This is a genomic window from Corynebacterium suranareeae (assembly GCF_002355155.1).
Classification (GTDB): domain Bacteria; phylum Actinomycetota; class Actinomycetes; order Mycobacteriales; family Mycobacteriaceae; genus Corynebacterium; species Corynebacterium suranareeae.
In genome coordinates, this window is the sequence record NZ_AP017369.1 from 2,833,970 (window position 1) to 2,856,157 (window position 22,188).

Genomic DNA, 22,188 nt, shown 5'->3' on the forward strand with positions numbered 1-22,188 from the left:
CCGTAAAAGTCATACCCCCCGAGGAGCGTTTCTAAGAGGTTTTCACGGCTTCGTCCATACATATGTTCATTTGGAAAACTCGAGGCTTTAAATCGGCTCTACTGGCGCTGCATGATTGGCCCACCAATGGAGTTCTGGAATGCATATGCGTAAAGCAGGTAGGTCAATGGCGTGGTAACCAAAACACCGATCACGATCGCCCCACCGAGGAAATTCAACGCAAAAGCAGCAAGCAGGAGCAAGATTGTTACACCGATATTTTTAGAAACCGCTTTCCAGCTGGCAGAAAACGCATCCCCAACAGTGACATCACGGAGTTGGAATGCAGCAGGAACCGCGAACACCAATACGACAGCCGCTACGATACCTGGGATAACCAGCAACAATGTACCGATCATGGTCACGATAGCCACCAAAATATAAATTCCTAGCGCCTTGCCCAGGCCCTGGAATTTAAAGAAACTTTGCACATTAATCTGCTCGCCACGAACAACGCGTGCCGCGTTTCGATAGCAGTTTAGTGTCCACACGAAACTGATGACGAACATTAGTGCCATCACAATAAACCCAACAATGCTCATTCCACCTAGGCTTGCCATGATGGCTGCTTCTGAATCAGCTGTCGATGCAGCGATGACACCAAACATTGGGATAAACCACACCAGCATCAGAAGGAACGTGATTGCATAAAACACGAGGGTGGCTAGAACCCATGCCTGCCAGGTCGCCACAAAGCCCTTCCAGGCCTGCCCAAAAACAACACCTAGGTCAAAGGGACGCCACTGCACTTCTTGGATAGAAGGCTGTGGTGTATCAGATGAAATTGGGGTGTTATAAGCGCCATAGCCTTGATGGAAAGGCTGTCCGTAGGGTTGGCCATAATTTTGCTCACCAGACGGGTTACCAAATTGGGAATTCCAGTTATTCTCATCGCCGGGGTTTTGCGATCCATAAGGGCTTGTCATCACAACGTCCTTTTACTTGTAGGCAGTAGACAAACCCCACGTTACAAGGGACGTTGGATAACTGCCTGCTATGTTATGGAATCGCAACAACCGTAACGGTGTTTGGTGCGACCTCTGTGAAGCCGCCATCGTGAACCGGAACAGCACCCGGGGTATCAATGAGGCGCATGAATTCTTCTTTTGACACTTCCCTGACGTGGAGTGCGAAATTATCACTTTCCCATTGTTGGACCCACTCAAAAGGTCGGTGAGCAGCCAACAGCATAGAAGCATGTCCGACCTGCGCAGCGGCCTTTCCAAGTGTCATTTCCAAAGAACCATCGATGTAGATTGTGGGGAAATCATCAACGATCGGGTTGGGATCATCAAGAGGCAGTTCCGTGCCAGAAATCTGCAATTTCTTAATATCTGCAGGGACATCCACCACCGCGCTGGGAACGAATGCACGTACTTGTGCGGCATCGTCTTCGACCGTGACGCCGGGCAAATTTTGCACCCGATCCCACGCTGCGTTACGAGCGCGACGCGCCACTTTTCTAATCAAATGGCCGTACCAGCGTTCGAGTGCTGCCCGAAACTCCGGGTCGCTTGCCACACGCTCATCAAGACACAGCTTGACCACACTTCGGGCTGCAGCTTCCAAAACATCAGTGCGCCTAGGCGGGTTCTGCTTTGGAATGTGCAATGCAATTTGCATGGCCTGCACGGTGGCAGGATCCGAAGGATCCTCGCTATGTGGCCCGTCGCTGACTCGGGCCTTGAGGAGGAGGTGGGCGTCGAAAAGCGAATTTTTAGGCATTGTTGGTCAGTGGGACGCGGTGGAACGTGCCATCTTCCTGGTCGGCGAGATCGATCTCATCGCGAGAAATACCCATGATGTGGAGCACCTCATCCAAGAATGGGTGGTTCACGGAAGTATCTGCGATCTCCTTCAGAGCAGGCTTCGCATTGAAAGCAACGCCCAAACCAGCAGCAGAGAGCATATCGATGTCATTTGCGCCGTCGCCAACAGCAACTGTTTGATACATCTTCAAACCGGAATCGGCAGCGAACTCACGCAAGAACTCAGCTTTTGCTGCGCGGTCCACAATCTTGCCGGTGACATTGCCAGTCAGCTTGCCATCAACGATTTCCAACGTGTTGGCGCGGACATAATCCAGCTCCAACTCCTCTGCCAATCCTTCCAAAACCTGGATGAACCCGCCGGAAACCACAGCTGTTTGATAGCCCATGCGGTTGAGGGTACGAATCGTGGTTCGTGCGCCCGGGGTCAACTCGATGGCGGCTGCGACCTCATCAATAACCGAGGCATCCAAACCAGCCAACGCCTTCACACGTTCGCGCAAAGACTCCTCAAAATCAAGCTCTCCACGCATGGCACGCTCAGTAACCGCAGCCACTTCAGCTTCCTTGCCTGCGTGCGCAGCAAGCATCTCAATAACTTCACCAGTAATCAACGTGGAGTCGCAGTCAAAGCACACCAAACGCTTCGACCTACGCAACAAACCAGAACGCTCAATCGCGATATCGACCTTCAGCTCAGAGGTCAAAGAAGCAAGCGCCTTACGGATTGCCTCACCACCGCCAGGGCTTACATCTGGAACAGTCACCTTCAACTCAAGACCAGTAACTGGATAATCAGAAATACCGCGAATGGTATCAATGTTGGCATCATAATCGGCCAGCGTCTGACCAATGCGGGAAATATCCAATGCATCAACCGGATCACCCAACACGACTACAACGTGGGATGAACGAGGACGCGAAGACTGCACAGTTTCCTGCATCTCCACCACCACCGACTGACCATGGACCTTCAACGTATCAGTCAGGCCCGTGGTAACAGTGTCCACTCGATCAGGAGCGATACCAACAAACGCCGCGAGATTTAAAAAGCCACGGAACATTGACTGCTCAACATCCAACACCTGGACCTTGTTGGCAGACAGCACCCTAAAGAAAGCAGCGGTAACTCCGGGGCGGTCTTTGCCACTCACCGTAATCACCGACGGAAGATAACCTTCACGCAAAGCAACCTGCTGGCCGGCATCCAGCTCAGCAATTTCTGGAGATTCATTCTGGATCAGTTCAGTCACGGCAACAATTGTCTCACGTTCACGGGCGGAACACGACATTGGATATCTCATAGTACTTCAGAACCGGCGTGGAGAGTAGAAGATCTATAAACCTAAACAATAAAGTTGGCGATATCTATGCTCCTCCGTGCAGACGAGGACATACAAGGCATTCATGCAATTCACGATATAGGGCCATTGAAACTCGCAGTTCAGTAAACGACTTCGACCCCGTAGATTATCTATACGGGGTCGAGGTAGTCAGAAGAGCTTGGGTAGGCTAGGTCACTTCAGCGGGGGTAGGATTTTGAGTGATTTCAGCACGCTCATCCCGCTTAGTGGTGTGTGCCTCTGCACGCATACGTTCAATCATGTGCGGATAGTGCAGCTCGAACGCTGGGCGCTCGGAGCGAATACGAGGCAGAGATGCGAAGTTGTGGCGTGGAGGAGGGCAGGAGGTTGCCCACTCCAGGGAGTTGCCGTAACCCCATGGATCATCAACGGTAACGAGCTCACCGTAGCGCCAAGACTTGAATACGTTCCAAACGAATGGAATGACAGACAGGCCAAGCAGGAAGGAGAAGACGGTGGAGATCTGGTTGTAGATGGTGAAACCATCAGAATCCAGGTAGTCAGCGTAACGACGTGGCATACCCATGTTGCCCACCCAGTGCTGGATGAGGAAGGTTCCGTGGAAACCGATGAAGGTCAACCAGAAGTGGATCTTGCCAAGACGCTCGTCAAGCATACGGCCGGTCATCTTCGGGAACCAGAAGTAGACACCTGCACAAGATGCGAATACCACGGTACCGAACAAGGTGTAGTGGAAGTGCGCGATCAGGAAGTAGGAGTCAGCCAAGTGGAAGTCCAGTGGTGGGGACGCCAGCATAATGCCGGTTAGACCACCGAAGAGGAAGGTTGCCATGAAGCCAACAGACCAAATCATTGGGGTTTCCCAAGTGATGTGACCCTTCCACATGGTTCCAACCCAGTTGAAGAACTTAACGCCAGTAGGCACGGAAATCAGGAACGTCATGAAGGAGAAGAACGGCAGCAAGACCGCACCGGTGACGAACATGTGGTGTGCCCACACAGCCATGGAAAGTGCACCAATGGACAAGGTTGCGAAGACCAGGCCTACGTAACCGAACATTGGCTTACGGGAGAACACTGGGATGATCTCAGAAACAATGCCGAAGAACGGCAGAGCCAAGACGTAAACCTCAGGGTGTCCGAAGAACCAGAACAGGTGCTGCCACAGCAGGGAGCCACCGTTAGCTGGATCGTAGAGGTGTCCACCAAGCTTGCGGTCGTACAGAACACCCATCGCAGCAGCGAGCAGCAGTGGGAAGATCAGCAGAGCAAGAACGGAAACAACGAAAATGTTCCAGGTGAAAATTGGCAGACGGAACATGGTCATACCTGGAGCGCGAAGACACAGGATGGTGGTGAGCATGTTAATTGCGGAAGCAACAGAACCAATACCAGTTGCACCAACACCAACGATCCACATGTCAGATCCAAGACCTGGGGAGTGAATTGCGTCAGACAGCGGGGAGTACATGGTCCAACCGAAGTCAGCAGCACCACCCGGGGTCAGGAAGCCAGTCAGCATCGCGACACCACCAACGGTGGTGATCCAGAAACCAAAGGCGTTCAAACGTGGGAAAGCTACGTCAGGCGCACCGATCTGCAGTGGCAAAACGTAGTTAGCGAAACCCCAAACAATTGGAGTTCCGTACAGCAGCAACATCACAGTTCCGTGCATGGTGAACAGCTGGTTGAACTGCTCATTAGACAGGAACTGGAGACCTGGGGTGAAAAGCTCCGCTCGGATAAGCAGGGCCATCAAGCCACCGAGGAAGAAGAAGCTGAAGGACATAATGATGTACATAATGCCCAGCTGCTTGTGGTCGGTGGTGGTCATCATCATCCATGCTTTGCTGCCCTTGCGTGCATGGCCTGTCGGCTCGGGCCTCTGCGGGGCGACGTGCCCGTCGACCCTAGGCGCCACAGCGGTCATAGGTTCCTCCTGACTACGGGACGATCCATTCGGATTACCGATCGTCCTTTAACAACACTGCCTGATCTTAAGCCACAGGCAGGATCCGATGCCAACCCAAAAAGGCCGGTATGCAGCTAACTGTATCCCCTTTTCACGCCCAAAAAAAATGTTTTTCAAACAATTAGTGGGGTTGCCACTAGGTTCGGTCACTTATGGGCAGTACGTTTCAGCCAAAGGTGTGAAGGGGTTCACATTCTGGTGTACATTTCACCAGGACGGCCTACCCCCACCATCAACCCCTGTCACAGTTTTCACAATTCCCCCCGGCGGGGTTCAATCGAATGGTTGAGACGCGCATTCCAGAGATGTTTTCTTCTTCAACTCAAACGAGTACTGAAAGAAGTTTAAGACGCGTGACGCTCCCCTTTCCCGGATTGCTATCTTGTGAAATCTTCCTGACTTAAGCAATCAACTGATATGAACTAACTAGTTTTCACTGACTTGCTAGTCCCCTATGCTCCAGCAGTCCAATTTCACTAGCTCAGTCTGCTGAATCGGCAAAAGCCCGTCATCCAGGCTTCTCAATCTCTGATACAGGTTCTGCATCGCTCCCCCATTTGGCACATACCCTCCCCTGACGGCAGCTCTCAATACAGATACCGTGTTCACCATCCTAAGTTCCCCAACTTCAGGCTGTTGACGCTTCAATCTCTGCAGTCTCACCTTCTCCGCCCACGCCAATTGCTACCCCTCACTGTCATCAATCAAAATCGTGACCGATGCGCCGCTCTCCGCTTTCACAACGGCATGAGAAATCACCATTAGCTCTCCCAGATCTTTACCGGATCGCCGTCGCTCAACCATGGGTTTCCCCGCTATGCGATTCACCACACGGGCAAGTTGAGGAGTCTCGTCATCTGCCAGAACTTCCAGCAAATGATTAGGAATTTTTCCAAGAACCCGCTCCACCGCATCAAATCGAGCATCCACCTTCGACTTCCGAAGCATTTCCTCTTTTACTGTTTCAGGAATAGAAATCGGCCCCAGAGTTTGGAACAGTAACCGCTCTTTGTTGAGAGAAAAGAAATTCAACCCGGGACCTGCATCCATGATGGGACATGGATTCATTATCTATTCCCATCGAAATCAGCGCCCAATTCAGGCAAATCATCAAATTCGATTGCATCTAAATCAAGAGAGCGTGGAAAAATACCCTCATTATCAAATTCAGCTAGAACATCATTTTCAGAACGTCCTTGCAAGGTCGCGATAACTTGGATGTTCAGTACGCCTTCCATGTACCCACGCACAGCACGAGCAACCAAACCTTGAGGTGCTCGACGTTTACTTGATTCGAGTTGAAGTGCTGCGTAAAAATCTCGCCACCCAAACTTCGTCGCAAGGAAGGGCGTCGAAAGCCTCATCCATTCCGATTTTGTTTCATCTCCAATGAACCCTGCTTCACGTAAGGCAATCGCCGCAATTGGTGGCGAGACCAAGAAGTGCTGCACAACTTGAGATAGGTGAGATTCCTCAACATGTCCAATTTCGCCAAGGAACTGTTTCAGACCTTGTTGAGGAATGAGCAGATGCCTCGCAAAAGCATCCGCACGTGTTTCTAAAGGTTTTCGTTCCGCTAGATTCTCCGAATGATCGGCAAATACTAAATGCGCCAACTCGTGTGCGAGAGTACTCCGCTGCCGCATTGGACGATTAGTCTTCGCGACACCAACAAACACACGCTCCCGCAACGGATCGGTCATCGCCAGACCATGCTCATCTTCATCAGCATCAATGACAGCTACATCATGGCCCGTGGTCTGGTTAATTAACGAGATAAGATCCCCAAGAGCCCCTTGGCCTAATCCGTGCTTGTCCCTAAAATTCTCGGCTGCGTTTCGCCCTTGAACCTCCATGGAAAGATCCATCACTGCTCCGGGATTGCTTGATCATCTAAGTATGCATCGATTTCCATAAAATGAAGCAACTGCTGCCGCATTTTTTCCATGTTTGAACCGTTGGTTCCACGTGCCGCACAACGAACACGATCGGCCACCGCAGACCCGGTCAACTCAGCAACGGTACATCCAAGTGCATCTGCAATCAGGAGGATTTCAGGCATTTTTGCAGATCGGTCACCACGAATAATCCGATTCAAAGTTGGCTGAGAAATTCCGGTCTTCTCTGCCAACTCACGCTGAGACATATTAATACCGGTCCGGACACTTTCTATAGTGCTGGTTAGCTGACTCATAACCCACCTTCTGAATCAAATTTCATAAGTTGATTCAACTTATCACCGCTGCCCAACTTCATCAATGACGCTTAGACCGTTCCCAAGGCCCTAAAATCCGGAAGGTTTAGCATCAGCCATTATGACAAAACACCTGATAACCACGATCGCGGTTATCAGGTGTTTTGCTGTTTAAGCACTCCAGCCTAGAAATCCAGCCTAGAAATCCCAGTCATCATCTTGGGTGTTTTCAGCCTTGCCAATCACGTATGAGGAACCAGAGCCAGAGAAGAAGTCATGGTTTTCATCGGCGTTTGGTGATAGCGCAGACAAAATATTTGGAGATACCTTGGTTTCATCCGCCGGGAAGAGGCCTTCATAACCAAGGTTGTTCAACGCCTTGTTTGCGTTGTAGCGCAGGAATCGCTTGACATCCTCGGTCCAGCCCAGATCATCGTAGAGATCTTCGGTGTACTGAGTTTCATTGTCGTAGAGATCGTAAAGCAGGTCGAAGGTGTATTCCTTGAGCTCTGCTTGGCGCTCCGGAGTTTCCAGTGCGACAGCCTTTTGGTATTTGTAACCAATATAGTAGCCGTGAACTGCTTCATCACGAATGATCAGGCGGATCACGTCAGCCGTGTTGGTTAGCTTGGAGTGGCTTGACCAATACATTGGGAGGTAGAAGCCGGAGTAGAACAGGAAGGACTCCAGGATTACGGAGGCAATCTTGCGCTTTAATGGATCTTCACCTTCGTAGTAAGACAGGATGATCTTTGCCTTACGCTGCAGGTTTTCGTTTTCCTCGGACCAACGGAAAGCGTCATTGATTTCCGGGGTGGATGCCAAAGTCATGAAAATGTTGGAGTAGCTTTTCGCGTGCACAGATTCCATGAACGCGATGTTGGTCAGCACTGCTTCTTCGTGCATGGATTCTGCATCAGGAAGCAAAGACACTGCACCGACAGTGCCTTGAATGGTGTCAAGCAGGGTCAGGCCGGTGAACACGCGCATGGTGGCAGCCTTTTCCACATCATTTAGGGTGCCCCAGCTCTTAATGTCATTGGACACTGGGACCTTTTCAGGAAGCCAGAAGTTGCCGGTCAAACGATCCCAAACCTCGAGATCTTTGGAATCTGGGATGGAGTTCCAGTTGATCGCCTTTACAGGTGCAACGTGCTCTTTCAAATAAGCGTCGTGAACACTGAGATCAGAATCAGCAGCCATTAGGTGCGCTCTTCCCTTCTAAAAAATTTTTTGCTTTTCGACGCCACAATGCAGCGCGATTTCAGATCGCCAGCTTACCCCAATCCAAGCCCCACCAATTCCGCACCCCGTGGCTACCGTTTTTGGTCAAGGCCGCTAGCTTTAGGAAGCAATTCCACTCAAAAGTTTTGTGAACTTAGTCACACTATTTTGAAGGTCGTACAGAACCGCTCACGTCAGACTACCCTTTATCAACCCCCTGCAATGTCGCCTAAATCTCACCACTTATTAGCCCAAATTATCACCACTAGCTCGTCATTTAGAGAAACCCTTTAATGTGAACCAGATCTCAAAATGCCCTATTAGGCCCCTTTGAAATCGGTGGAATAGTTAGCCAATCCAAACCCCAAAAATGCGGTTTATGCTGGGCTAACCTACGCTGACAGCACTGATGAAGTTGTGTACGTTTAAGGCCATGACAATCAACGAGAAGATCGCATCAGCTTTCAACAACCAAGTGACCGCCGAGCTTGAAGCTTCCATGGTGTACCTTCAGCTCTCCTACGTTCTAGACGATCTGGGCCTGGTCGGCATGCGCGACTGGATGAAGGCACAGAGCAAGGAAGAACTCGAGCACGCTCACAAGTTTGCTCAGCACCTCCTCGACCGTGACTACACCCCACAGATTGGTGACATCGCACCACCTAAGCTCGATGTCTCCTCCGCACTCGAAGCATTCGAGGCTTCCCTGGCACACGAGCAGAAGATCTCCGGCCTCATCCGCGAGCTCGCTGCCATCCAGGACGCTGAGAAGGACTACGATTCCCGCGCACTGATCGACTGGTTCCTAAACGAGCAAATCGAAGAGGAAGCAACCGTCGGCGAGATCATCGACCGCCTCCGCATCGCAGGTGACTCCGGTTCCGGAATCCTGCGCATCGATAGCGAGCTCGGCTCCCGTTAAATCGCTTTACACTAATGCCCCACTCCCCCAACAAAGGGGAGTGGGGCATTTTTTATTCTTTAAAAGTTCACACAAATGGTGCTCTTTTGGTAAAAACAAGGCGATTTACTCGAAAGCCTTGGTTAAAACAGTAATAATGGTAATCACATTATTTTTGATCATTCCATTTAAGCCAGCTTATTAAAGAGGCAACATGCCCCCAACAACCGAAAGCGCTATGAACAATCCTCTAGGTTCTGCCCCCACCCCAGCCAAGCCACTCCTCGACAGTGTTTTAGATGAACTCGGTCAAGATATCGTCAGTGGCAAGGTTGCTGTTGGCGAAACGTTCAAACTGATGGATATCGGTGAACGTTTTGGAATTTCCCGCACCGTGGCCCGTGAAGCCATGCGAGCCCTAGAACAACTTGGTCTTGTCGCATCATCGCGTCGCATCGGTATTACTGTGTTGCCACCTGAAGAATGGGCTGTGTTTGATAAGTCTATTATCCGCTGGCGTTTAAATGATGAAGGCCAGCGCGAAGGCCAATTGCGCTCACTAACTGAGCTGCGTATCGCCATTGAGCCGATTGCTGCACGCAGTGTCGCTCTTCATGCATCAACTGCCGAGCTGGAAAAGATTCGTGCACTTGCTACAGAGATGCGTGAATTGGGCGAATCAGGCCAGGGTGCATCCCAACGCTTCTTGGAAGCAGACATCACTTTCCATGAGCTGATCCTGCGTTATTGCCACAATGAGATGTTCGCTGCATTGATTCCGTCGATAAGCGCTGTTCTTACCGGCCGCACCGAGCACGGCCTGCAGCCTGACCGCCCGGCGCGGGAGGCGCTAGACAACCACGATAAGCTTGCCGACGCTCTCCTCAGCCGTGACGCCGACGCCGCAGAAACTGCGTCCCGCAATATCCTCAACGAGGTGCGCAGCGCGCTTGGATCGCTGAACTAATGTGATACGCGCACTGCGTTTGCAACTGCTAGTGGGATGTCTTGGATGGCGTCTTCAATCTGCAAACGCAGGGTAGCGATATCGCCTATTACTTCCACAATCGTAATTGTCGCGCCAACGGAAATGCCGACGCCGGTGAGATACCGAACAACCGACGGATTTCCGTCCTTTACCCGCGTGACGGTCGCAGAAGTACCCTTTTCTAAATCCAACAGCATAAGCCCCTCATTAGCGCTCATCTCTCCAGATTCATCCGGGATTGGATCGCCGTGGGGATCAATCGTGGGAAAACCTACAGCTTGGAACATTTTCTCCAGTACTCGGGGAGAAACCGCATGCTCCAGCAAGTCGGCCTCGCCGTGTAATTCATGAGCGCCAAGGCCTAGTTTTTCTGAAAGATACGTTTCAATAATTCGACGCCGTCTAATGACATTTACTGCAATTTCCCGGCCCGATGGCGTTAATTCAATATCACCGTAGGGACGGTAATTAACGAACCCTTCAAGGCTGAGCTTCTTAAGCGTCGCCGACACTGTCGAAGCAGTAACTCCAATTACTTCAGCGAGTTTTCCTGTTGTGGGTTCCTCATCCCACTCCTCCGCACGGAACAGTGCCGTGAGATAGTCCTCCACAACATTTGAAACACCCCACTGCATTTAAAGCTCCACCTCTTAATTAACGGTCGTTTCTTGGTAAGTCTTATCGACGACCGGTTCAGATTCTACATCGTCCACCATTGTCCGCCTCAACGTTGCGAGAGTCGGCACAATATGTGTGCGGTTGATCCACAACAATCCCACCGCAATCACAATATGAACAGCACTCAGTACTAAACGTTCCTGCGTACCAGTGATAAAGAACTGCAGGCTGAAAAGGCCCAACAACGCTGCCGCTGATGCCCAATGGAAACGCAGTCCGATGATGATGGCGACACCTAACAGTGTCTGGGAAATAGTCAGCGTGAATTCTTCAACCTGACGTGCATCCAACGCCATGTTGGCAGAACCTCCACCAAACAGGTGAGCCACAGGAATCGAACCAACCAGCAATGACCACTGGTTGATCTTTGACGCGATCAAGGTACCAATTGCCATCGCACCCATGCCACGCAAAGCAAAGAGCACAGCAACAATAAATTCCGGTGCTTCCGATGCCAATGGTGCAAGCCACTGAACCAAAAGATAAGAATCAATACCCAAGTTGGAACCAGACTCAACCAAGGAATTCGCAAAAGGCTCAGCCGAAATCAAAATCACAATCGCCGAAATAACAAACAACAAAGTCACGGTGATCCGACGTGTTTTTGTAGGCAACTCAGCCAAGTTGGCAGCAACAGAAACAAACTCTGGTTCTTCTTCAGCTTCTGCTTTAGACGCCACCACCAAGTGAACAATAAAAATCACAATCAACAAAACACCAAAGAACAACGGAATGCTGCCACCCAGTGGAATAAAGATGGACAACACTGTGAGCAAAAGCAGCACCGCCACATCACGCCTAGTATCTTGTGGAAGTTTTAGTACTCGCTTCCGCCTGGCATAAAGAGCAACCAAGACAACCAACGGCCAACCAAATCCCAGCAACAGACGGTTCGACCCATTCATATTGGCCGATGCATACTGTGCCATCTCAGGATCCGTACCTGACACAAAGGCGTAGTAGAGATCCACCGCATACTCAGGCAGCACGGCAACCAACGCCAAAAGCGCCACTGCCAATGCACCAGAAATATCTTTACGTACAGCTTCTGCTGCCCAGGCCAACACAAATGAAGCAGCAACCACTGCAGTACCAAAGATCACCATGGTGACAACGGGTGATGCTGAAAGACCAGAAAATCTCACACCGACGGCGGGTGCTGCCAACATAGCGCATATAGCTAATGGAATTTTAGGAAACACTGGGACTTCACTCCTTCGAGGTCATGCTCGAAGGTCTCGCTCACCTAGGTTAAAGGCACGTGGGCCGGGTGCACAGACTCAGTGCACCAGTATGTCGACGACCACGCTTTGTCGAGCTACTCCCCTTCAGCAGATGACATCGTGTCAGCTGGTCTTCGTGTGTGTCTACGGACAACCAGTTGTTTGATGACTAAAACACCCAGGTCACATCTAATTTCCCAGAGGCAAAAATTCAAAAATCCCCCAACCTTTTGCAGGTCAGGGGGGATTTTCTTATAAAGCTTTTACAGCATGCAGCTGACGCAACCGTCAACTTCAGTGCCTTCCAAAGCTACCTGGCGCAGACGAATGTAATACAAGGTCTTAATGCCCTTGCGCCATGCGTAAATCTGCGCACGGTTGATATCACGAGTGGTGGCAGTGTCCTTGAAGAACAAGGTCAAAGACAGACCCTGATCAACGTACTTGGTTGCCACAGCGTAGGTGTCAATGATCTTCTCGTAGCCGATCTCATAGGCATCCTCGAAGTACTCCAGGTTGTCATTGTCCATGTGTGGAGCTGGGTAGTACACACGACCAATCTTGCCTTCCTTGCGGATTTCAATCTTGGACGCGATGGGGTGGATCGAGGAGGTGGAGTTGTTGATGTAGGAGATCGAACCAGTTGGTGGAACTGCCTGCAGGTTACGGTTGAACAGACCGTGTTCCTGAACGTCTGCCTTGAGCGCTGCCCAATCTTCAACGGTTGGGGTGTGAATGTTGGACTTAGCGAAAAGTTCCTTGACCTTGTCGGTCTTTGGTGCGAACTCTGCTGCATCGAAATCATCAAAGTACTCACCGGTGGCGTACTTGGAGTTCTCGAAGTTCTTAAAACGCTCACCGCGTTCACGAGCGATCTTGTTGGATGCGCGCAGGCACTGGTATAGCACAGCAGCGAAGTATGCGTTGGTGAAGTCCAGCGCCTCTTCGGAGCCGTAGTGCATGTGCTCGCGACCAAAGTATCCATGCAGGTTCATCTGTCCAAGACCAATAGCGTGCGCTGCATCGTTGCCCTTGCGGATGGAAGGAACGGAATCGATGCTGGTCTGCTCAGACACTGCAGTCAAACCACGGATCGCGGTTTCGATGGTCTTTTCAAAGTTTGGTGAATCCATGGCCATTGCAACGTTGAGGGATCCCAAGTTACAAGAAATGTCTTCGCCGACTTCTGCGTAAGTAAGGTCATCGTTGAATACAGATGGGGTGGAAACCTGAAGGATCTCAGAGCACAGGTTGGAGTGAGTGATGCGGCCTTCAATAGGGTTCGCTGCATTCACGGTGTCTTCATACATGATGTATGGGTAACCGGACTCAAACTGGATTTCTGCCAGGGTCTGGAAGAACTGACGCGCGTTGATCTTGGACTTGCGGATGCGGTCATCATCAACCATCTCGTCGTAGTGCTCAGTGATGGAGACGTCTGCGAAAGGCTTTCCGTAAATGCGCTCCACATCGTATGGGGAGAACAAGTACATGTCATCGTTGCGCTTAGCTAGCTCGAAAGTGACGTCCGGGATAACAACACCCAAGGACAGGGTCTTGATGCGGATCTTCTCGTCAGCATTCTCACGCTTGGTGTCTAGGAAGGACAAGATATCTGGGTGGTGCGCGTTAAGGTACACAGCACCGGCACCCTGGCGAGCACCCAACTGGTTGGCGTAGGAGAAGGCATCTTCTAGAAGCTTCATCACAGGGATGACACCGGAAGACTGGTTTTCAATCTTCTTAATTGGTGCGCCGGACTCACGAAGGTTAGACAAAAGCAATGCCACGCCACCGCCACGCTTGGACAGCTGAAGAGCAGAGTTGATGGAACGTCCAATAGATTCCATGTTGTCTTCAATACGCAGCAGGAAGCAAGATACTGGCTCGCCGCGCTGTGCCTTACCGGAGTTCAGGAAGGTTGGGGTTGCTGGCTGGAAACGGCCAGACATGATCTCATCAACCAAGTTTTCAGCTAGTGGGCGGTCGCCATCAGCAAGGGTCAGGGCAACCATGCATACGCGGTCTTCGAAACGCTCAAGGTAGCGACGTCCGTCGAAAGTCTTCAGGGTGTAGGAGGTGTAGTACTTGTATGCACCGAGGAAGGACTGGAAGCGGAACTTGAATGCATATGCACGCTTGAATAGTTCCTTGATGAATTGGAAGTCGTACTTGTCCAACACGATTGGATCGTAGTACTTGTTATCAACCAGGTAGTCGATCTTTTCCTGAAGATTATGGAAAAAAACGGTGTTCTGGTTGACGTGCTGCAGGAAGTACTGGTTTGCAGCCTCGCGGTCCTTATCAAACTGGATCTTGCCGTTGTCATCGTAAAGGTTGAGCAACGCGTTGAGAGCGTGGAAGTCCATTTGGTCTCCGCGTGGCACGACGGTGGTTCCCGATGCAGTCAAAGGAGTGTCCCTTTCAAAAGAGGTGAAAACAGTGTGGTGTTTAATTTAGTTTTTAGGTTTATCTCGATGTAACTGGTTCTTGTGGTTCCAGTCCAAGAGCTTGGGCATTGTGGATTAGTCCTCCACGAAGGATACTCACATCCTCTTCGTTGCCCATCAACTCGAAACGGTAGACATAGGGCACTTTACATTTCTTAGAAATGATCTCGCCGGCCAGCCCGAAATCAGCGCCGAAGTTGGAGTTTCCACCTGCTACGACAGCTTTGATAAAGCTTCGGTTGTGTTCATCGTTAAGGAATCTAATGACTTGCGGTGGCACGGGCCTAGAGTTTTCACCTGTCATAGATACCCCACCGCCGTAGGTCGGTGTGATCAATACATATGGCTCATTGACTTTCAATGGCTCCTCGCCTCTTGTGAGGGGGATGCGCACGTTTGGAAAGTCCAGCTTTTGTACGAAACGATGCGTGTTGTCGGTGGCCGAGGAAAAATACACGATGAGCATCCTCGAACTCACTTCCCTTCTAAATACCGCTTGTGTGCAAGTGTAGTGCGCTTACACATGCCAACGTGATTTCCATAGCTGCGGAAAAACACATTGAGTTTTTCTTCTCCACAAGTTTCAAAGCCATACATTGGTGAAAATAGTGGAGAAATACGAAACGCCGCCAAATAGTAGGCGACGAACATGGGGAAGGCCACAATTACTGTGGCATTAAATGGCGCACATGTTCGATTGAACACAGTGTGCCACAAGGCGTACTTTAAGCTGCTGCAGTAGCCATTTCACGGATGCGCTCTGGGCGGAATCCGGACCAGTGAGAGCCGTCTGCAACAACGACCGGAGCCTGCAGGTAACCCAACGCAAGGACATACTCACGTGCTTCTTCATCAAGGCTGATATCAATGAGATCGTACTCAAGACCAGCGCGGTCAAGGGCCTTCTTGGTGGCGTTGCACTGGACGCAAGCTGGCTTGGTGTAAACGGTGATTGCCATTTTTGGACCTTCCCTTTTCGGTGTTAGCGGATAACGCTAACGCCTCATCTCACTTTTTTAGATCTGTTTTTAAAGTCTTTGTATCGCTCAAAGCGACACCACAGACACTATACTTTGTGGTGAATTAGTGCAACTAGCACTATATATAGTAGTTACACGGTGAGTATTCCCAGGATGGCAGTTCTTCAGCCACCACATGTAGCGATGAGCCACCGATTCAAACCCTCGTCCTGTAACTACATTCTTGTCATTTACCCAGCTCGCCACTGAAAACCCAAGGCGCCCGTTATAAAATCGTTATAAAAGTGTTGACTACAAGAAGTATGAAAATTCACACCTTCAGCCAACCTAGCCGGCCCCACCACTTCAACAGTCCGGCAATCCAACCGCTCAAGAAGCGTCACATGAACAAAGCGGATATACCGGGCAAAAAGAAAAATGCCCGACCATCAACAACGGGCAACAGGAATTAGAACAAAGATTTGAATCACTATAATCTTGCACACAAAAACAACCAGGCACCGAACCTTCCAAAAGAAAGGGACGATGCCTGGTTATGTGTATAAACCGTGATTAATCGAAAAGATTAACCCTGGCGAGCCTTGAAACGTGGCTCCTTCTTGTTGATCACGTAGACTTTGCCACGGCGACGCACGACCTGGGCGCCCGGCTTGTTCTTCAGCGACCGAAGGGAATTGCGTACCTTCATTCGGGCGCTCCTTTCTCTCATGCGCTATTTAAGGCTATTTTTCAGCGGCTAGATGAGCAAATAAAATTAGCACGTCTAACCAGCTATGACACGAGGAACTATCTTAACCGACAGCCGCGCTAAACTCCAAACCATTGTGTAGCACTGCTCAAGTTCCGGGCTTTTGAAAACTCGTGGAAAACACTAAACAGACATATTTGCCTAGGATGAAGTGCATGACATCGACTCAAACTGAGATCATTAATGAACTGAAAGTTAGCCCCGAAATTAACGCTGCATCGGAAGTGGATACTCGTGTACAGTTCCTGGTCGACTACCTGCGGGTATCTAAGGCAAAGGGCTTTGTTCTTGGCATTTCAGGTGGGCAGGATTCCACTCTTGCGGGACGGCTTGCCCAGTTGGCAGTAGAGCGCATTCGTGCGGAAGAAAACAGCGAAGATTATGTTTTTTACGCAGTTCGTTTGCCGTACGCAATCCAGGCTGATGAGGACGATGCTCAGGTTGCTTTAGAGTTCATCGCGCCGGATAAACAGGTAACCATCAACGTCAAAGATGCAACAGATGCTACTGATGCCACCGTGGCTGCCGCATTAGAAATCCCGGAGCTTAGCGATTTCAACCGGGGCAATATTAAAGCTCGCCAACGCATGATTGCCCAGTACGCCATTGCCGGCCAGCTTGGCTTGTTGGTTATTGGAACGGATCACGCTGCAGAAAATGTCACTGGGTTTTTTACTAAATTCGGTGACGGTGCGGCCGATCTGCTCCCTTTAGCGGGTCTGAGCAAGCGTCAAGGCGCAGCCATTTTGCAGCATTTAGGGGCTCCGGAAAGCACGTGGTTGAAGGTCCCCACCGCTGACCTGGAGGAAGATCGCCCAGCCCTTCCAGATGAGGAAGCGCTAGGCGTGAGCTATTCAGATATTGATAATTATCTGGAAAATAAGGAAAATGTCAGCGAGCAAGCACAGCAACGCATCGAGCACCTGTGGAAAATTGGTCAGCACAAGCGCCACCTGCCTGCTACCCCGCAGGATAAATGGTGGCGATAAAAGGTGCGGGAGGGAGGCGTCGATAAGCAAAATGCTTTTCGACGCCAGCCGGCTAGTAGCGCTCCGGCTCCTCCCCTAACGCGAATTCGCGGCCGGTAACCTCGTTAGGCGTAATGCGCACGTAATTATACTTCAGCGTTGGAATCCACGGCTTCAGATCAAGGGTATCGGCGTAGGCGATCTCATCGATTTTGCGCACAATTTCCGCAGTTCCACGAACAACCACAGACCAGGCCATACCGTCTTTGACCTCATCGGCTTCAAACAACACATCATGGTTGAGGTTTATGCTAAAAAGTTTGTTGCCCTCGGCGGTTCTGAGGTAAATCACACCTTTATCAACGATGAAGTTGACGGGGAAAATATCCATATCATCGCTGCGACGAACCACAACACGACCCAGGGAAACCGACTGCAAGCGCTCCAAGGCTTCCTGTTCATTGAGGATGTTGACTGGGTTGTCCATTGTTATCTCCACTCCCACAGAAAAACTACGAAAAGGGTTATCCGGTACTAACCAGCCTAGTCCTCAATTGCACCTCTTGAGCGGCTTAATGCACCCGCACTGCAGTACGACCATGCAGCTTTCCAGCCATTAAATCCTCGCCAGCCTGCGCCACATCTTTGACATCAATGACAGTGGTCATATCATCTAGCACCGCGGTATCAAGATGTTCCGACAGTAACGCCCACGCACGTCGACGCAGCTCACGGGGTGCATCGACAGAGTTAATGCCCACCAAATGCACACCGCGAAGAATAAACGGCAACACTGTTCCCGGCAGATCCGGTCCCTGTGCCATTCCGCACGCCGTGACAATTCCGCCCCATTTTGTCTGCGCAATCGCATTGACAAGTGTGTGGGATCCCACTGAATCCACTACACCCGCCCAACGCCCCTTCTGCAGCGGCCGACCCTTTTCAGAAAGCTCCGCGCGATCAATGATGTCGCTTGCGCCCAAGCTGGTCAGGTATTCGGCATGCGCTTCTCGACGCCCCGTTACCGCAACCGTCGTATACCCCAACTTATTCAGCAGGTGAAGTGCAATCGAACCCACACCACCAGTTGAACCGGTTACCAGAATCTCCCCATCCTCCGGCTTGACCCCCTGATCCACCAAAGCATTCACTGACAGCGCAGCCGTGAAACCTGCAGTTCCCAACGCACCTACCTGCTGCGCGGAGAAGTTAAATGGAATGTGCAGCAATGGTTCAGACGGCACTTTCAATCGCTGCGTGAAACCTCCATGCCGGTTCTCCCCCAAACCAGCGCCATTCAGCACCACTTCATCACCACGACCAAAGCGAGGATCAGCACTTTCAATCACAGTGCCCACCACATCGATACCCGGGATCAGCGGCACAGTGCGCACCACTCCCTTATCACCCTTCAGGGCCATCGCATCCTTGTAATTCAAGCTGGACCAACCAACCTCAATTAGAACGTCGCCTTCTCCCAAAAAGGATGGATCAGAGAAAGTGTCCTGGTAGGAGGTAGTGAAATTTCCATCCTCATCCTGGCTGAGAACAACGCTATTGATCGGGCCTTCAGAAAATATGTGAGCTGGAGTCATAGCCCCCGAGTGTAATGAAAATTGTTCGACCGGGGTATGGGATTTTGGGCCGGGAATCTGAGGTGGAAGCTTCCGGGAGGCAGGCGCTTAACGGGAGGATTGGCACACAGATAAACAAACGCTAACAAAAATCTATTACACATAGAAGAGTTCTATGACTTAATCCACAATGTGATGCAAATCATTGACCTTCACCCCGGACCAAGCGCTTAATGAAGGCAAGCCTAACTTAACTAGTAGATAGGATTGCAATGACCGAATCGCAAGATCTCGCCGCATTCGTGGAAGCTGCCAAACTCGATGATGCAAGCCCCGAAGCCGTAGAGCAATTGAAAATCAGAGTGCTAGACACCGTAGGCGTTGCCATTGGCGCACTGGATGCCGAACCGATTGTCGCCATTCGAGGACTCCTGGAAGACCTCGGGGGAACTGAACAGTCAACACTCATTGGCGGTGGCAAGACCACTCCGGAACGTGCAGCATTTTTCAACAGCGCATTAAGCCGCTACCTCGACTTCATGGACGCCTACCTAGCAAAAGGCGAAACCAACCACCCCTCAGACAACTTCGGCGCAGTGCTCGCTGCAGCCGAAAGCGTTGGTGCTTCAGGAAAAGACCTTCTCACCGCATTCGCCGTGGCCTACCAGGTACACACCAGACTTTCAGATGTCGCACCAGTTCGCGCCAAAGGTTTCGACCACACCACTCAAGGAGCTTTCGCAGCGGGCGCGTCGGCTGCCAAAGCGCTGGGCTTACCAGCAGATCAAATCGCCAACGCACTGGCCATCGCAGGAACAGCCAATGTTGCACTTCGTGTCACTCGCACTGGAAACTTGAGCCACTGGAAAGGTCTTGCATACCCACACGTATCCAAAGAAGGAACCTGGGCAGCACTGCTGGCAAGCCGGGGTATTACCGGACCGGAAGAAGTCTTCGAAGGCAACAAGGGATTCAAAGAGTCCGTCTCTGGTCCTTTCGAGATCGATTGGTCCAAGGAAGACTTGGAAAGCGTTAAGCGGACCATCATCAAGAAACACAACGCGGAAATTCACTCGCAGTCAGCACTTGATGCAGCCCAAGAAATTCGTGCACAAGAAGGCTTCAATGTGGACAACATTGAAAAGATTCACCTGACTACTTTCGACGTCGCCTACTCCATCATTGGTGGCGGCGAAGAAGGCGACAAACAGCTTATTCGCACCAAAGAAGAAGCCGATCACTCACTGCCGTGGATGCTCGCTGTAGTTCTGCTGGATGGTCAACTTAATCCCGAACAGTACGAACCATCACGCATCGTTGCTGATGATGTACAAACCTTGATGAAGAAGATCGAAATCACACCGTCAGATGAATTCTCTGATCGCTTCCCTGACCACATGCCAGCTGACCTAGAAGTCACACTCACTGATGGCACGGTGTTCAAAGCTTCACAAGATAGCTACTTGGGCTTCCATGACAATCCTCTGGATTGGGACAACGCGCGCAAAAAGTTCGACGCCCTAGTTACGCCTTTTACGGACGAAGCACTGCGCGAGGAAATCGCCACGATCATTCACGAGCTCGATAGCCGTCAAGTCTCTGAACTCACAGAAGCCCTAGCCAAAGTCTCCACCGCCCGAAGCTAAAACTTTTTGAAAGGAGCTCATCATGAGCAACGCAGTACCCCACAACGTTTCCTTCAACTTTGTTCCCCGCGCTTACCGTCCAGAAAAGCCCCGCACTTTCGGCATGACAGAAATTCGTGCACCGTACTACTCCACCTTTGGCACCCGACACCTCCAGGATGTCTTCGATGTCGCAGGCCAATGGGTGGACGGCATCAAATGGGCAGGTGGTTCCTTCTCCCTGGTACCGACCGAGCAGGTGCGTGCTTTTAGCGACATCGCTCACGAAAACAATGCTTATGTTTCTTCCGGTGGCTGGATCGAAACTGTGCTCCGCTACGGCGACGACGCAGTTGATCATTACTTAAAGGAAGCCAAGGAAGTAGGCTTCGATGTTATTGAAATTTCCACCGGATTCATCATGCTCAACACTTCAGGTCTTCAGCGCTTGGTAGAAAAGGTGGTCAAGGCTGGACTCAAAGCAAAACCTGAACTGGGTCTTCAGATTGGTTCTGGTGGTGACTCCGGTGAGGCTGAACTTGCAGCTGAAGGAAAGAAAGACATCGGCGACCTGGTTGACCGCGGCAAGAAAGCCCTCGACGCGGGTGCTTCCATCATCATGATCGAATCCGAGGGCATCACCGAAAACGTCACCGAGTGGGATACCGGCGCTGCCGCATCCATTATTAACGGACTCGGATTAGAAAACGTTATGTTCGAAGCCGCCGACGGCCCCGTCTTTGAGTGGTACGTCAAAAACTACGGCAACGAATGCAACCTGTTCGTAGACCACAGCCAGATCCTTCAGCTTGAAGGGCTTCGTCAAAACATCTGGGGCAACAAGAGCACCTGGGGACGAGTAATCAACCCCGCGCCTTAACTCCAATTGAAAAAAGCCACTGATTTTTATCAGCGGCTTTTCTTTGTGGAGCTAACGGGATTCGAACCCGTGACCCCCACACTGCCAGTGTGGTGCGCTACCAGCTGCGCCATAGCCCCGTTTTTCAACTCCTGTTACTCTAGCCGAGCGATGTTCAAATAACCAAATCGCCCACATTGATACACGAATTAAAGCAAAAATCCCCCTGACCGCCCACAATAAGTAGAAAGTCAGGGATCTGATTCCTCCCAACTCTTACAATTTTGCTTGCTCTCCTAGAAGCAACCAACTGGGCTTTAATTACCGTCATTTACAGGCCGTTTAAGCGACCGAAATTTCCATGTGCGAATCTGTGGGTCCACTTTTCTAACCCTAAACCTTTAAGTTGTGGACTTCACTTCATCTGGCGACCAAAAACGCTTATTCCGAAGTTTGTTTTGGCCACATATGCCGGCATCTATGCCTCCAAATTTACTCTGACGGCCAAGAACCTCTGTAGCTTCCATAGATTTGGTCGTATATGCCGGTTTTGGGGAGTTGCCCTAACTAGGTCGTTAAAAACTAACCCCTGTTGCAGTCCGGGAACCGCTATTAGTCCCTCTGAATCCCGAAGTTCACGAACAAATTCCCAGTTCATATACATTTCTTTA

General features: G+C 50.8%; 21 protein-coding genes and 1 tRNA gene. 5 read left to right on the forward strand and 17 right to left on the reverse strand.

Going from position 1 to position 22,188, the window contains the following annotated elements; genetic code table 11:
* Nucleotides 1–98: 98 nt before the first annotated feature.
* The 8 genes from N24_RS13110 to nrdF all read right to left on the reverse strand — a co-directional run bounded on the left by N24_RS13110 (nucleotide 99) and on the right by nrdF (nucleotide 8,502).
* Nucleotides 99–965: a hypothetical protein gene (locus N24_RS13110; RefSeq protein ID WP_096457969.1), complete on the reverse strand. Its 867-nt coding sequence runs from the start codon at nucleotides 963–965 to the stop codon at nucleotides 99–101.
* A 73-nt stretch (nucleotides 966–1,038) separates the two neighbouring features.
* A complete protein-coding gene (locus tag N24_RS13115) occupies nucleotides 1,039–1,764 on the reverse strand; it encodes an aminoacyl-tRNA hydrolase (RefSeq protein WP_231911016.1) in 726 nt (241 codons plus the stop codon).
* On the reverse strand, nucleotides 1,757–3,028 hold the full coding sequence (gene serB / locus N24_RS13120) for a phosphoserine phosphatase SerB (protein ID WP_231911079.1): 1,272 nt from the start codon (nucleotides 3,026–3,028) through the stop codon (nucleotides 1,757–1,759). Before serB ends, N24_RS13115 begins: the two co-directional genes overlap by 8 nt.
* A 292-nt stretch (nucleotides 3,029–3,320) precedes the next feature.
* Nucleotides 3,321–5,063: an aa3-type cytochrome oxidase subunit I gene (gene ctaD, locus N24_RS13125; protein ID WP_096457972.1), complete on the reverse strand. Its 1,743-nt coding sequence runs from the start codon at nucleotides 5,061–5,063 to the stop codon at nucleotides 3,321–3,323.
* Between the two features lie 726 nt (nucleotides 5,064–5,789).
* On the reverse strand, nucleotides 5,790–6,155 hold the full coding sequence (locus N24_RS16470; protein WP_197702403.1) for a PIN domain-containing protein: 366 nt from the start codon (nucleotides 6,153–6,155) through the stop codon (nucleotides 5,790–5,792).
* A 17-nt stretch (nucleotides 6,156–6,172) separates the two neighbouring features.
* Nucleotides 6,173–6,973 carry an ImmA/IrrE family metallo-endopeptidase gene (locus N24_RS13135; RefSeq protein ID WP_096457975.1) on the reverse strand — a complete coding sequence of 267 codons (801 nt, stop codon included), beginning with the start codon at nucleotides 6,971–6,973 and terminating at the stop codon, nucleotides 6,173–6,175.
* The gene (locus N24_RS13140; protein WP_096457978.1) at nucleotides 6,973–7,299 is read right to left on the reverse strand and encodes a helix-turn-helix domain-containing protein; all 327 of its coding nucleotides are present in this window, start codon (nucleotides 7,297–7,299) and stop codon (nucleotides 6,973–6,975) included. The genes N24_RS13135 and N24_RS13140 overlap by 1 nt, the downstream gene beginning before the upstream one ends.
* 198 nt (nucleotides 7,300–7,497) lie before the next feature.
* Nucleotides 7,498–8,502: a class 1b ribonucleoside-diphosphate reductase subunit beta gene (gene nrdF / locus N24_RS13145; protein ID WP_096457981.1), complete on the reverse strand. Its 1,005-nt coding sequence runs from the start codon at nucleotides 8,500–8,502 to the stop codon at nucleotides 7,498–7,500.
* Nucleotides 8,503–8,956: 454 nt separating this feature from the next.
* On the opposite strand from nrdF, the gene N24_RS13150 reads away from it, so the two are divergent.
* A complete protein-coding gene (locus N24_RS13150) occupies nucleotides 8,957–9,445 on the forward strand; it encodes a ferritin (RefSeq protein WP_096457984.1) in 489 nt (162 codons plus the stop codon).
* 193 nt (nucleotides 9,446–9,638) lie between these two features.
* The gene (locus N24_RS13155; RefSeq protein ID WP_096457987.1) at nucleotides 9,639–10,391 is read left to right on the forward strand and encodes a FadR/GntR family transcriptional regulator; all 753 of its coding nucleotides are present in this window, start codon (nucleotides 9,639–9,641) and stop codon (nucleotides 10,389–10,391) included.
* On the opposite strand, the gene N24_RS13160 is transcribed toward N24_RS13155, so the two are convergent.
* The 6 genes from N24_RS13160 to ykgO all read right to left on the reverse strand — a co-directional run bounded on the left by N24_RS13160 (nucleotide 10,388) and on the right by ykgO (nucleotide 16,431).
* Nucleotides 10,388–11,047: a metal-dependent transcriptional regulator gene (locus N24_RS13160; RefSeq protein WP_167382118.1), complete on the reverse strand. Its 660-nt coding sequence runs from the start codon at nucleotides 11,045–11,047 to the stop codon at nucleotides 10,388–10,390. The genes N24_RS13155 and N24_RS13160 overlap by 4 nt on opposite strands.
* Before the next feature lie 15 nt (nucleotides 11,048–11,062).
* The gene (locus tag N24_RS13165; protein ID WP_096457990.1) at nucleotides 11,063–12,292 is read right to left on the reverse strand and encodes a sodium:proton exchanger; all 1,230 of its coding nucleotides are present in this window, start codon (nucleotides 12,290–12,292) and stop codon (nucleotides 11,063–11,065) included.
* Nucleotides 12,293–12,576: 284 nt separating this feature from the next.
* Complete coding sequence (gene nrdE, locus N24_RS13170) at nucleotides 12,577–14,682, reverse strand: class 1b ribonucleoside-diphosphate reductase subunit alpha (RefSeq protein ID WP_167382194.1); 2,106 nt, start codon at nucleotides 14,680–14,682, stop codon at nucleotides 12,577–12,579.
* Between the two features lie 100 nt (nucleotides 14,683–14,782).
* On the reverse strand, nucleotides 14,783–15,229 hold the full coding sequence (gene nrdI, locus N24_RS13175; protein WP_096457996.1) for a class Ib ribonucleoside-diphosphate reductase assembly flavoprotein NrdI: 447 nt from the start codon (nucleotides 15,227–15,229) through the stop codon (nucleotides 14,783–14,785).
* Between the two features lie 259 nt (nucleotides 15,230–15,488).
* The gene (gene nrdH, locus N24_RS13180; RefSeq protein ID WP_096457999.1) at nucleotides 15,489–15,722 is read right to left on the reverse strand and encodes a glutaredoxin-like protein NrdH; all 234 of its coding nucleotides are present in this window, start codon (nucleotides 15,720–15,722) and stop codon (nucleotides 15,489–15,491) included.
* A 586-nt stretch (nucleotides 15,723–16,308) separates the two neighbouring features.
* Entirely contained in the window at nucleotides 16,309–16,431 is a 123-nt protein-coding gene (ykgO, locus tag N24_RS13185; protein ID WP_003857945.1) for a type B 50S ribosomal protein L36, read from the reverse strand.
* A gap of 215 nt (nucleotides 16,432–16,646) precedes the next feature.
* On the opposite strand from ykgO, the gene nadE reads away from it, so the two are divergent.
* On the forward strand, nucleotides 16,647–17,480 hold the full coding sequence (nadE, locus tag N24_RS13190) for an ammonia-dependent NAD(+) synthetase (RefSeq protein ID WP_096458002.1): 834 nt from the start codon (nucleotides 16,647–16,649) through the stop codon (nucleotides 17,478–17,480).
* 52 nt (nucleotides 17,481–17,532) lie between these two features.
* Here the strand turns inward: nadE and N24_RS13195 are convergent, their stop codons facing one another.
* Both N24_RS13195 and N24_RS13200 read right to left on the reverse strand, forming a co-directional pair.
* The gene (locus N24_RS13195) at nucleotides 17,533–17,946 is read right to left on the reverse strand and encodes a pyridoxamine 5'-phosphate oxidase family protein (protein WP_096458005.1); all 414 of its coding nucleotides are present in this window, start codon (nucleotides 17,944–17,946) and stop codon (nucleotides 17,533–17,535) included.
* Between the two features lie 85 nt (nucleotides 17,947–18,031).
* Nucleotides 18,032–19,054 (reverse strand): MDR family oxidoreductase, encoded by a 1,023-nt coding sequence (locus tag N24_RS13200; protein ID WP_096458008.1) that lies wholly within the window; start codon nucleotides 19,052–19,054, stop codon nucleotides 18,032–18,034.
* 251 nt (nucleotides 19,055–19,305) lie between these two features.
* Between N24_RS13200 and N24_RS13205 the strand changes: the two genes are divergently transcribed.
* Together N24_RS13205 and N24_RS13210 are read left to right on the forward strand one after the other, a co-directional pair.
* Nucleotides 19,306–20,679 (forward strand): MmgE/PrpD family protein, encoded by a 1,374-nt coding sequence (locus N24_RS13205; RefSeq protein ID WP_096458011.1) that lies wholly within the window; start codon nucleotides 19,306–19,308, stop codon nucleotides 20,677–20,679.
* 22 nt (nucleotides 20,680–20,701) lie between these two features.
* A complete protein-coding gene (locus N24_RS13210) occupies nucleotides 20,702–21,538 on the forward strand; it encodes a phosphosulfolactate synthase (RefSeq protein WP_003860265.1) in 837 nt (278 codons plus the stop codon).
* Between the two features lie 46 nt (nucleotides 21,539–21,584).
* On the opposite strand, the gene N24_RS13215 is transcribed toward N24_RS13210, so the two are convergent.
* Nucleotides 21,585–21,657, reverse strand: a tRNA-Ala gene (locus N24_RS13215).
* Nucleotides 21,658–22,188: the final 531 nt, after the last annotated feature.

Excerpts from the sequence above, each read along its gene's own strand:
- N24_RS13195 (WP_096458005.1), bottom strand. The coding sequence starts at position 17,946 with ATGGACAACCCAGTCAACATCCTCAATGAACAGGAAGCCTTGGAGCGC.
- N24_RS13200 (WP_096458008.1), bottom strand. The coding sequence starts at position 19,054 with ATGACTCCAGCTCACATATTTTCTGAAGGCCCGATCAATAGCGTTGTT.
- nrdE (WP_167382194.1), bottom strand. The coding sequence starts at position 14,682 with ATGGACTTCCACGCTCTCAACGCGTTGCTCAACCTTTACGATGACAAC.
- N24_RS13160 (WP_167382118.1), bottom strand. The coding sequence starts at position 11,047 with ATGCAGTGGGGTGTTTCAAATGTTGTGGAGGACTATCTCACGGCACTG.
- nrdF (WP_096457981.1), bottom strand. The coding sequence starts at position 8,502 with ATGGCTGCTGATTCTGATCTCAGTGTTCACGACGCTTATTTGAAAGAG.
- ykgO (WP_003857945.1), bottom strand. The coding sequence starts at position 16,431 with ATGAAGGTACGCAATTCCCTTCGGTCGCTGAAGAACAAGCCGGGCGCC.
- N24_RS13135 (WP_096457975.1), bottom strand. The coding sequence starts at position 6,973 with ATGGATCTTTCCATGGAGGTTCAAGGGCGAAACGCAGCCGAGAATTTT.
- N24_RS13210 (WP_003860265.1), top strand. The coding sequence starts at position 20,702 with ATGAGCAACGCAGTACCCCACAACGTTTCCTTCAACTTTGTTCCCCGC.
- ctaD (WP_096457972.1), bottom strand. The coding sequence starts at position 5,063 with ATGACCGCTGTGGCGCCTAGGGTCGACGGGCACGTCGCCCCGCAGAGG.
- nrdI (WP_096457996.1), bottom strand. The coding sequence starts at position 15,229 with ATGCTCATCGTGTATTTTTCCTCGGCCACCGACAACACGCATCGTTTC.
- nrdH (WP_096457999.1), bottom strand. The coding sequence starts at position 15,722 with ATGGCAATCACCGTTTACACCAAGCCAGCTTGCGTCCAGTGCAACGCC.
- N24_RS16470 (WP_197702403.1), bottom strand. The coding sequence starts at position 6,155 with ATGGATGCAGGTCCCGGGTTGAATTTCTTTTCTCTCAACAAAGAGCGG.
- N24_RS13115 (WP_231911016.1), bottom strand. The coding sequence starts at position 1,764 with ATGCCTAAAAATTCGCTTTTCGACGCCCACCTCCTCCTCAAGGCCCGA.
- N24_RS13155 (WP_096457987.1), top strand. The coding sequence starts at position 9,639 with ATGCCCCCAACAACCGAAAGCGCTATGAACAATCCTCTAGGTTCTGCC.
- N24_RS13205 (WP_096458011.1), top strand. The coding sequence starts at position 19,306 with ATGACCGAATCGCAAGATCTCGCCGCATTCGTGGAAGCTGCCAAACTC.
- N24_RS13150 (WP_096457984.1), top strand. The coding sequence starts at position 8,957 with ATGACAATCAACGAGAAGATCGCATCAGCTTTCAACAACCAAGTGACC.
- N24_RS13110 (WP_096457969.1), bottom strand. The coding sequence starts at position 965 with ATGACAAGCCCTTATGGATCGCAAAACCCCGGCGATGAGAATAACTGG.
- nadE (WP_096458002.1), top strand. The coding sequence starts at position 16,647 with ATGACATCGACTCAAACTGAGATCATTAATGAACTGAAAGTTAGCCCC.
- N24_RS13140 (WP_096457978.1), bottom strand. The coding sequence starts at position 7,299 with ATGAGTCAGCTAACCAGCACTATAGAAAGTGTCCGGACCGGTATTAAT.